Consider the following 10050-nt stretch of genomic DNA (forward strand, 5'->3'; position numbering starts at 1 on the left):
TTTTAATTTTTCATGCGCTAATCCAGCATATCTAAATCCAAAAGCAGGAGTTTTTCCTTTAAATACAATGGCTAAATATCCGTTTATCCATTTTACTTCGACTTTATGACTCATTGCTTTTATCCAATGTTTATTTTCTAATGTGTAATCAATTGTATCTTTAACTAAAGCCATGTCATCGTTAGAGTAATATTGGAGAATCTCTATAAGCTCCTTATATTCTTTATCTTCAAGGATATGTTCTAATTCCCTTACTTCAACTGTTTGTGCTGTTTTATAGCGTTCGACTGGTGTTCCAAAAGGGTAGTATTGTAAGGGAATTTTTGAGAGATTAGATTCTTTTTTGACTTTAAATAACGCAATCTATTATTTTTATTTGTGTTTTTTCTTTTTATTTAAGTAGGTTTTTATTATTATCCCCCAGTAACAAAATGTTGGATATATAAAGGTGGTGGTGAATAACATTATGCCAGTAGAATAATAGATGTCATATTTTTGATTAAATCTTACTATGAAATAAAAAAGGATTAATGCTGTTGCTGGAAGAAACCCAATTAAGAAAAACATGTTATTCCACTGTAGTAGTTTTGGTAATGAGTAATCATTTATAAATAGCGTCTCGTTATTCTTCTCTTCTTTTTTTAACCAATGTTTTTTACTTCTTTCTATGAGATTGTTATCATTATATTCATATGTATAGAGAAAAGATATAAAGAGAGTGAGTAATAAGTATAGGAAAAAGAATATTAAAAAATATTTGTTATTGATAATCTGAATTAAAACAGTTGGAAAAAACAAGATGAAAGTTGTGGTTGGCATGTTGAAAAATGCACTTCTTATAATCATGGACGGTATTACCTTGCCATTTTTATTCAGGAAATTAAGTAGTAGATAAAAACATAAAAGGTATATCGCCTCAAATGTTACATATGTATAAAGTATGTGCTTTAATCGGCCATGTTCAAAGCTATTATATATAATTAATTGATGTGAAAATACAAATATAAACATCATAAAAAATGCAATTAAAGAGTATTTAGATATTCTATTATGGGGTAATAATATTATTTTTGATTTGCTCATGCTATGTTACTCAAATGCTTTGTGTAGAATAATTTTTCCTTGGTTAGAAACTTTGGAGTATATTATAGATATGGCTGTTATAATTAGTGCGCCGCCCATAATAACAAAGAATATTGGTATTGTCGTAGTTACAGTAGCTAATCCAGCCATGATGGTTGATATTATAAAGGAAGATGAATAATATCCTAAAATAGCAGATATTAAATTAATGCCAACCCTTCCAAGCAATTCAACAATACTTTTTGACCCTTCTTGAGAATTCATAATATCTTCATAATCTCCCCATACATCTAAGAAAAATGCAAGAGTCGACAATTTGCTAAAAGTCCCTTTTAATGTGTTAGATAAATTTGTTACTTCTTGGAATGCGAATTTTGTTCTTGTCATATTTTTACTGATATGAAAACCTCCTAAACTGGAATAGCTCTTACTAGATAGTCCTCCACTAGGCAAAGGGGCTGGGATACTTCCTTTAAATGCAATACAAACGTATCCTTTAACCCATTTTATCTGAATTTTTCTATTAGATAGAGAAAGTAACTTTTTATTAGATGAAAGATAATCAATAGTCGGATAGATTAATCCATAGTATTGCAAAATATTTTCTAATTCATCATATTCTCCTTGTTTTAAAATTAGTTTCAATTCATCTAATTCATTTAATGAAATCTCTTGAGCGATTTTATATTTATGGGCAATACTTCCATAAGGATCAATTGATAGAGGAACATTGATTTTATTTTTGAATATTTTCTTAGGTTCTAAAAAAATGAATACACCAACTTCCTCAGGCTCATTTTTGATGCAAGCATAACCATTATCTTTCCATAATTCATCAAAAGCCTGAAGAACGCGTTCAGGTTGATAGAGGGGTTTAAATACTTCCTGATGATTAAATTGATCAAGCGTTTTTACCCATTTATAAGCACTTTGTTGATGAGCCTTATGAATGCCATATAGTTGATTGATGTCTGGCACATCTGAAAATCCAATATACATAGGCTCTAGCCATAAATCTGGTTTTTCTATTTCTTCGGTCTGAATGCCTATTCTGGTGGTTTTGTATCGTCCCAGTTCTTTATCTTTTGAGCGAACAATAAATGTGCCATCAAAAAATCGGCTCACTTGGACACGGTAGGGAATGCCTTGATTTGAAATAGAGAAGTTGCCATGTATTAATTTCTTGGTTTGTTTATCATAAACGGCATTGAGTCTAAAATTGTTGCTATCTTTTTCACTTGGGAGAATTTCAACGGTTAAATCTGTAAATAGTTTCGTTTGGAAGTTGAACACAACTTCTTGTACAGTGCCTAATAAAATAGTGTAATCACAAGAACGAGCGAGCTTTTCAACAGGTTCTCCAGGTAAGAAAATATAGCGAACTTCTTTTCTTCTTGTTGAAGTTTCATTGTGATGCGCTGCTGATGACATCTACTTTTTCTCCCTTGTTGACTGAGTTGCAGTAAAAAAGTTGAGACTCGTGCCTTCTATCTCTATTTTCCCTTGGCTATCTGCAGTAAGTTGAAGCGACTGACCCGATTTAGATGGTGTGAGGGTGATTTCTTCTCCTTGTGGGGATTTTCCATAGATATCTGCATATTGTAAAGTCATTTTTTTATCTTCATATTGCGATTGGTTTGAAGCTAATTCGATTTCTGTCTCCTGCATTCCAATATGCACGCCATCCAACCAAATGCCTTCTTCATTCATCAAAATCGTGTTTTTACCAAAGCGAAGGAGAATTTTTTCATTGTCCATCGTTAGGCTGGTTTGTTTACCCACTTCAAGTTCAATGCGGTCGTGTGCTGCATTGAAAATCTCTTTCGCTTGGATAGCTTTAAGTAAGCTGATGGTTTCAAGGTTGTTTCCCGCTAAGACAGTTTTGATGTCATTACCAGTGGTGATTTGGGTGGTTCTGCCTTGGTCAATTTGAGTACGTTGGCTACCGTTAACTGTTAAAGTGCGGTGGTTTTTAATGTGATTTTTTTGGTCATGCTCAACCACTGTGGTCATATCCCGCTGGGCATGCATTTCAAATAATTCTCGGTTCGAGGCATCCTCAAAGAGAATGCTGTTGTAACCTTCCCCTTTGTAGGTTTTTGATTTAATGTGCATTTGGGTATAGGTGGCAGGCAGATTACCCGGAGGAATTTGCAGCTCATTATACACGCGTCCAATAATCAGCGGTTGGTCTGGGTCGCCTTCTAAAAAGCTCACCACCACTTCTTGCCCAACACGTGGAATAGCGAGCATCCCCCAGTTTTGCCCCGCCCAAGGTTGAGCAACACGCACCCAGCAAGAACTTCTGGAATCGTTGAATTCCCCTTTATCCCAATGAAATTTCACTTTAACCCGGCCTTGGTAATCCGTGAAAATTTCTTCCCCTTTGGGGCCTGTGACTACCGCAGTTTGTGTGCCACAGATTTGTGGTTTTTGAGGGAAATTACTACGGAAAGTTTTCTCCGGAGAAAGACATTCAAAACGATTAGTGATAAAGGTGGTGTTTTCACGTTGACTAAAATGGCTTTCCTCTTCCAAGGCTTGCGGTTGTTCTCCATGATGTTGAATGTAAGTTAATTGCCAAGGCTGATTGAAGTCAGCACGAGGATGGCGATGAATGTGTAAGAGCTGACCTATCCTTAAAGCTGGGTGATTACTTTCTCCCTCGCCCGTATGGGCATCACGGCGTAAACTGTCGAGACGATATTGGGCAAAGCGTTCGCCACTGTCATTTTTATAGCGGCCAGGGTAGTCGTAGTAAGGGTAGTCTCCTTGGAATTGAATCTCTTCTTGCGTGCCTTGTAAGCCATATTCCGCATTCCAATTTGGTTTTTTGAAGGTGTAATCTTTTAACAACACTTCAGAAGGACGAATTTGTTCGGTCCATTGGAAGGTACGGAGATGAGGGGCTTGGCGTAATACGGTAGGATTGGCATTATAGTCAAGGGAGAGGGTATCTTCTTTGGATAAACGATGGGCATCATCGTAAATAAAGAGCCGGTCAATTTGATTATGTTCATCTTCCGTACAAAAGAAAAACAAGCCTTCTTCACCGATAATCCGTTGGAAAAATTCATAATCGGTTTCGCGGTATTGCACACAATATTCCCGTCTTGTGCGGTAGGCGATATCAATGGTGTGAAAAAGCACATCGGAATCGCTCAGCAGGGTTTTTAAGATATCTTCAATGCTGGTATGTTGGAAAATACGAGAGCGTCTTTTTTGGGTTAATCGCCAGAGATGAGGGGAGAGGGTAAAGTGATAAAAGGTATAGCGTTCACCGGTTTTACCGAGTTTGATTTGTGTGACGATACCGGAGATATTCCGTTGTCGCTCACCATCTTGCCAGATGGAAAGGGTTGCAGCGCAGTCGAGTAGTGAACCAAATGGAAGCTGATTATGTTGTGTTGCCGCGACAATGGAGAGTTTAAAGAGGGAATTATAGCCTTCTTCGAAATCGAATTTGACAACACGGAAGGTGTCAGGCGGCAGTTGTGCTACTTCGAGGGTGAAGTGGAGGCCTTTGGAAACAGAAAAATCGGGGAATTTTAGTGTGTTCATTGTTTATCCCTTATTAAAATTTTTTATCTGGCGTGACATAGTAATACATACTGTATTTCCAAAACTCAATAAGTTCGTAACCACTCTGTAAGACAGAGGTACATAATAGAAGCTTTGTCAGCCTATTTTGGTGGTGTGTAAATTTGTCATCCGTCTTTTAGCAAGGTATGATAAATTAAAAAAACGCCTCTCTCGAATGAGAACAAATAATTTGTAAGGAAATTTTTCCGCTTCAAAAGGCTTATGTATTATAAAGGATACATTTATGGCATTTTTATCGACAATTATCCCTCTAGCATTTCGCTAAATAACAACGGCGTAACGCCATTTTTTAAGTCAATTTGCACTGCACTATGTAAGGGAAATTCGTGTTGGCTAATCACATTCAAAGACTGTCCAGCCACTTCCACTTGATATTTATAATAAGCACCTAGAAAGCGTTGTTGGCGAATAATGCCGTTGGCTTGTGTTTGCTTATTGTTCATTTTTTCTTTTATTCTTTTGGAAGCCCATCTAAAAACCTATGTACGTCTAATTTTCCTCTATTGATATAGTCTAGCATATTTTCTCTTATAGTTTTTTCATCCTCATATTCAGAAGAATCAGGATCTTCATCTATATAGTTAATCTTTTTAGAGATAAAGTTTAAGTATTGTTTTTTTATGTTAGATGATGAATATAATTTTAAACAGAAATTAAGGTCATTGTGGAAATATTTATCCAGCATAACTCCTTTTTTTGGAAAGATAACATCTTTTTCAATAATAATATATTTTTCCAGTAATTTATTACTTTTAAATAATCTAGGGAGGGGGTAAAGGTTATTATAAAGATGTATATATTTATTAGTGAATAATGAGTTCTTTTCCATTCCTATTCTTACATCTAGACAATGTAATGTCCCTAAATATTGGAATTGCTCCAGAGCTAACTCGTCATTAGAAAGTTTTTCTTTTACTTGTGTAAGCAAGTTGGATGCATTGCTATTATTAATTATAAAAAATAAAAGTATTAATAAAAACTTTTTATTTGGCATATCATCTTAACTCTAAAAATAAAATTTGTTCTTTAGTATTTTTACTAATGAGCATACGGCATAAATTATTATTTTTCTAAACTTTCAACAAAATCAGACAGCTCTTTTGATTTATAAAAACTAATGCATTGTAAGAATATATCATTAGCTATAATATCTTTTCTTTCCTCCATGTGAATTATATATTTTTGTTTATGAAATTCATTCATTTTTTGAGTTACAAAATTCATTAAATCATATATTTCCTGTACCGAATGATTTTCGGATAACTTAGAAGCATCATTTAATTCAATGCCAAGCTCTTTGTAGTTTATAGTTAAACATAGTTTTAAAGCATAATCTCTAAAGTCTAAAAATACCTCTTTTTCTTTAGCAAAGCAGGGTACGCTTAAAAACAAAAATAATAGAATAAGTCTCATTTTAACTCCTTTCTATAATATTACTCCTTTAGGAATCAGAATAGACTTATGTATATATTTTTATATAGTTTCAATTTTTATTTTAATATAAGTCTTCGATATAAATAACAAAACAGAGATAAAAAATAATAAAAATATTCAAGATATATCGAAATAACCTCTCTTTCTATGTTCGATTTAAATGAGTTAGTGGCATTTATGAAAGCCCATCCGCCAATTAATATAGAGAGCGTGATTAAAGATAAGAAAATAAAATATTTTCTTCTTTTTGAAAAATAAATGTTACTATATAAAAAAGCTCAGGCAATGTGCTTCAGAACAAGGCTTAGCGGAGGCTTCGGAGTTTTTAGGAATCAGTTATCAGGATGAAAGACAATATAAGCAAGCAATTCAAGCCTTTCATCAAGGGGTAAAAAACGGCTCTTCTTCTTCTGCAGGATGGTTATCTAGTGCTTTTGATGATAAAAGGAAAGATGACGGAAGTGATATGTATTTTTTAAATCTTTCTACAGATTTAGAACGCTCATTAAGATACGAGATGATAAGACACTATTTATCAACGAAAGACTATCTCCAACCTAAAGTCCCCGACCTTGATGAAATCGTTCCCTTACCGCCAGCCAAACTTCCACCTTGGGATGGAAAAATTGCGTTTCAACGTTGGTTTGAAGGCCCTTCACCGCAAAAACCAAGTGATGAGTTAATGCAAAAACTGGCTGAAAAAGCAGGGCTAGATTGGCAGACAGGTCTTCCGTTGAAAAAATAAGGGGGAAACTACCGCACTTTTTATTGAGGGCAGAAATAAAAGTGCGGTGGAAAATTAAGGCGGATTTATGGTTTTTGTTTAAGCATCACTGTTCTATTTTTATCCTAATGTAGCGAGGTCAGACTAATGAAACACCGTTGTTACACTTGTTTTAAAATCTTATTGGGGCTACTTATTGCCAGCTTAGTAGGGCTTTTTTTTCTCATAAGATATCTTGAATGTAACCCTATTTTTATGGGCGGAGGGCCGAGTTATCGACCAGAACGTTGTACCGCCAAAGAAAGAGCTGAAAGTGAAAAATTGAAAAAGGAGTATAAAATGGATGTTATGCAACAACTTGCTGCCTTAGAATTTAGCTGTGTTCATGAAGAGAGACCACCTATCCCCGAAGAAGCCCAACTGCTTTACAACTATGCCCTTTATCAAGATTTACACAAAATGTGGACAGGGAAAGCAGGGGATTGGAATGAACTTTTGCCTTATTACCGAATTGCTGCTGCCAATGGGGATTATAAAGCCAATGTAAGGTTGCAATATTTATTAGAAACCAACCGAGCCTTAACCTCAAAGAGCTATGATGAGGTACATAGTTTGAATAAGTTATTAGCGAAATCACTTCCGGCGACGGCATATTATAAGCTTTATGGACATCTAGATATTGGCTTTGGTGTCACCACCAAAGAAAAAGACGGTAAATATGCCTATTTAAGAAAAGCAGCAGATTTGGGTAGTAAAGAGGCGCAGTATGTAGTATCTAAATACATAGGTGCAGTTGATGATCCTGAAACGCTTAAATATAGACTAAAAATAATTGAACAGCTCAGGCAATGTGCTTCAGAACAAGGCTTAGCGGAGGCTTCGGAGTTTTTGGGTATTAGATATCAGGATGAAGGACAATATAATCAAGCACTTCAAGCCTATCATCAAGGGGTAAAAAATGGCTCGCCTATGGCGGCTCTTACCTTATCCTATGGTTTTGATGGGAAACGCAAAGATAATGGAACAGATGATGATTTTTTAAATCTCCCTAAAGATCTTGAACGTTCAATCAGGTATAAAATGATATGGGACTATTTGTCTGATTATTATTATCTCCAACCTAAAGCCCCCGATCTTGATGAAATAGTTCCTCTCCCCCCAGCCAAACTTCCACCTTGGGACGGTAAAATCGCATTCCAACGTTGGTTTGAAGGCCCTTCACCGCAAAAACCAAGTGATGAGTTAATGCAACAACTGGCTGAAAAAGCAGGGCTTGATTGGCAGACTGGATTGCCGTTGAAAAAATAAGGAAACCATTATTTTATCTGCACCCCAAAAGTTGAACTAAGAGGCAACTTATTAAGGTGCAGATTTTTGTTAAAAGATTGTGCTAGTTTTTATTCATTCTTAATTGAATTAGATTTTCTCTAACTTGATTAATATTATCTGGGGTAAAAAATCCTTCGATGTTTTTCCAAATTGAGTGGAAGCCATACGGCCCTTCGATCATTTCTCGTTTTGCTTCGTTAGGCTCCCAATTTTGATATATGATTCGATACATAGCAGAAATTAGACCTGTACGATCTGCGCCATGATAACAATGCACTAATACCGCGCCTTGATTTTGTGCTTGTTCAATTTCCCATAGTACATTGGCGACTTCTTTAGGCGTTATTGCCCAAGATAGTAATGGTGTATTGATAAGTTTTAAATTGGTATGCTGAAAAGCGTTCCTGTCTCCATTACGATAAAAGAAACGTAAATTGACAATGGTTTTTATATTGTATTTTTGAATTAAATCATAGTTTTCTGAGGTGAGTTGCTCACTACGAAATAATTTATTATCTATGTTATAAAGGTTTGTTTCTTGGTTCTGCAATACGGCCCAATGCTGTGTATTCTGCGGTGTTTCCGTGGGCGTTGTTGTACAGGAAGAAATAAGTAACATTGGAATAATTATATAAATTTTTTTCATAGATATACTTTAGATCCTAATTTAGTTAGTTTGTTTTTTACCTTAGTTAAAGGTAGCTTATATAGAAGTTTTAACTTCTATAGTATTCATTTTATCTTTGAATTTTTATTGTCTCTCTTACATATTCTTATTAATCTTTTTGTCTCTATTTTGATTATGAGTAATAGATAGCAGATTTCAGAATATAATATATAACAAGTGGCCATGCTAACAGTATATAGAACATAATAAAGTTCTTCATTGGAATGACGCTTTTGGGTTGATTTAAACATAAGAAAAATAAAAAATAGGAGTAATCCATAAGTAATATATTTTAATATTGGGTTTGTAAATAAGTTTTCTAGGGAGAGTCTATAACCTTCATCTTTCTTTTTTTCTTTATAAATTAGCAGGCTATCATTAAAAAATTTATCGTCATCTATCATTATTACATAACCAGTTGCAATAAAAAATAAAAAAAGTAACATGTATGATATATTAAAATATAATTCTGGGTGTAGAAAGAAAACAGCAATATGTAGCGGAAGGAACATAAAGATAAATTTAATGCCAAAGCCAAGAAAAGTAGAATGTAAATACATTAAAGTAATGATGTGTTTTTTTCTTTTTAAATGCTTGGTGATAAAATAATATCCTCCTATACATAAAAAATCAAATATAACTAGATAAAAAGTTAAATAAGTTTTCTCTGTGTTAGGGATGTTTAAGTCGATAGCAAGAAACATTATAACGTGCAGAAAAATTATAAATAAGAAACCTAGAAAAGAAAGTTTTAAAGGGATTGGTGTTTTTTTATGTATATTGAAGATGTATTTATTTTCTCTGTTAAAATATTTTATTCCCATGCTTGCTCCTTAATATGATTAACTAGTTTATTTATAAAATAGCCTGTGATAACTATTACGACTCCACCAATAAGAAAAATTCCTAATGCAGAGGTTGCACTAAACAAAGATATTAGTAATGGAGCCAATATAGAACTTATCGCTATTGCAGCCATCCCTCCTAAAACAGATAATCCAATTCTTCCTAATAACTCTACAATATCTCGACTCCCTGATTCATCCAACATCACTGTATCATAATCCAAAATGACATCAATCACGAATCCTGTTGCGGCTAATGGGCCGGAGAAATTTGCTTTAGCTAATGATTTGATGGATAGTACTTCTTTTGCGGATAGCCAAATTCGTTTAATATTTTTACTAATATGAATTCCTCCGGTTACACC

At 34.4% G+C, this 10050-nt stretch carries 10 protein-coding genes; 2 read left to right on the forward strand and 8 right to left on the reverse strand.

Going from position 1 to position 10050, the window contains the following annotated elements:
- Positions 1-1089 precede the first annotated feature (1089 nt).
- The 5 genes from L5B83_RS12290 to L5B83_RS12310 form a co-directional block, all read right to left on the reverse strand.
- Positions 1090-2514: a hypothetical protein gene (locus L5B83_RS12290; protein WP_265778723.1), complete on the reverse strand. Its 1425-nt coding sequence runs from the start codon at positions 2512-2514 to the stop codon at positions 1090-1092.
- Positions 2515-4644 carry a type VI secretion system Vgr family protein gene (locus L5B83_RS12295; protein WP_265778341.1) on the reverse strand — a complete coding sequence of 710 codons (2130 nt, stop codon included), beginning with the start codon at positions 4642-4644 and terminating at the stop codon, positions 2515-2517.
- Positions 4645-4928: 284 nt separating this feature from the next.
- A complete protein-coding gene (locus tag L5B83_RS12300) occupies positions 4929-5129 on the reverse strand; it encodes a hypothetical protein (protein ID WP_250349973.1) in 201 nt (66 codons plus the stop codon).
- A gap of 8 nt (positions 5130-5137) precedes the next feature.
- Entirely contained in the window at positions 5138-5680 is a 543-nt protein-coding gene (locus tag L5B83_RS12305) for a hypothetical protein (protein ID WP_250349974.1), read from the reverse strand.
- Positions 5681-5748: 68 nt separating this feature from the next.
- Positions 5749-6099: a hypothetical protein gene (locus tag L5B83_RS12310; protein WP_265778343.1), complete on the reverse strand. Its 351-nt coding sequence runs from the start codon at positions 6097-6099 to the stop codon at positions 5749-5751.
- Positions 6100-6367: 268 nt separating this feature from the next.
- On the opposite strand from L5B83_RS12310, the gene L5B83_RS12315 reads away from it, so the two are divergent.
- Both L5B83_RS12315 and L5B83_RS12320 read left to right on the forward strand, forming a co-directional pair.
- Positions 6368-6865, forward strand: coding sequence for a DUF6396 domain-containing protein (locus tag L5B83_RS12315; RefSeq protein WP_326938369.1), 498 nt, complete (start codon positions 6368-6370; stop codon positions 6863-6865).
- A gap of 318 nt (positions 6866-7183) precedes the next feature.
- Positions 7184-8152: a DUF6396 domain-containing protein gene (locus L5B83_RS12320; protein ID WP_326938370.1), complete on the forward strand. Its 969-nt coding sequence runs from the start codon at positions 7184-7186 to the stop codon at positions 8150-8152.
- Positions 8153-8234: 82 nt separating this feature from the next.
- Here the strand turns inward: L5B83_RS12320 and L5B83_RS12325 are convergent, their stop codons facing one another.
- The 3 genes from L5B83_RS12325 to L5B83_RS12335 all read right to left on the reverse strand — a co-directional run.
- Entirely contained in the window at positions 8235-8819 is a 585-nt protein-coding gene (locus L5B83_RS12325; RefSeq protein WP_265778725.1) for a tyrosine-protein phosphatase, read from the reverse strand.
- 86 nt (positions 8820-8905) lie between these two features.
- A complete protein-coding gene (locus L5B83_RS12330) occupies positions 8906-9664 on the reverse strand; it encodes a hypothetical protein (protein WP_265778726.1) in 759 nt (252 codons plus the stop codon).
- The coding region (locus L5B83_RS12335; RefSeq protein WP_265778727.1) for a hypothetical protein at positions 9655-10050 on the reverse strand (396 nt) is incomplete at its 5' end. The genes L5B83_RS12335 and L5B83_RS12330, both read right to left, overlap by 10 nt.

It is taken from the genome of Avibacterium sp. 21-599, from assembly GCF_026226765.1.
Classification (GTDB): domain Bacteria; phylum Pseudomonadota; class Gammaproteobacteria; order Enterobacterales; family Pasteurellaceae; genus Avibacterium.

Bases quoted from the DNA above. Each gene is read 5' to 3' on its own strand.
- L5B83_RS12310 (WP_265778343.1), bottom strand. From the start codon at position 6,099: ATGAGACTTATTCTATTATTTTTGTTTTTAAGCGTACCCTGCTTTGCT.
- L5B83_RS12295 (WP_265778341.1), bottom strand. From the start codon at position 4,644: ATGAACACACTAAAATTCCCCGATTTTTCTGTTTCCAAAGGCCTCCAC.
- L5B83_RS12325 (WP_265778725.1), bottom strand. From the start codon at position 8,819: ATGAAAAAAATTTATATAATTATTCCAATGTTACTTATTTCTTCCTGT.
- L5B83_RS12305 (WP_250349974.1), bottom strand. From the start codon at position 5,680: ATGCCAAATAAAAAGTTTTTATTAATACTTTTATTTTTTATAATTAAT.
- L5B83_RS12300 (WP_250349973.1), bottom strand. From the start codon at position 5,129: ATGAACAATAAGCAAACACAAGCCAACGGCATTATTCGCCAACAACGC.
- L5B83_RS12330 (WP_265778726.1), bottom strand. From the start codon at position 9,664: ATGGGAATAAAATATTTTAACAGAGAAAATAAATACATCTTCAATATA.
- L5B83_RS12320 (WP_326938370.1), top strand. From the start codon at position 7,184: ATGGATGTTATGCAACAACTTGCTGCCTTAGAATTTAGCTGTGTTCAT.
- L5B83_RS12290 (WP_265778723.1), bottom strand. From the start codon at position 2,514: ATGTCATCAGCAGCGCATCACAATGAAACTTCAACAAGAAGAAAAGAA.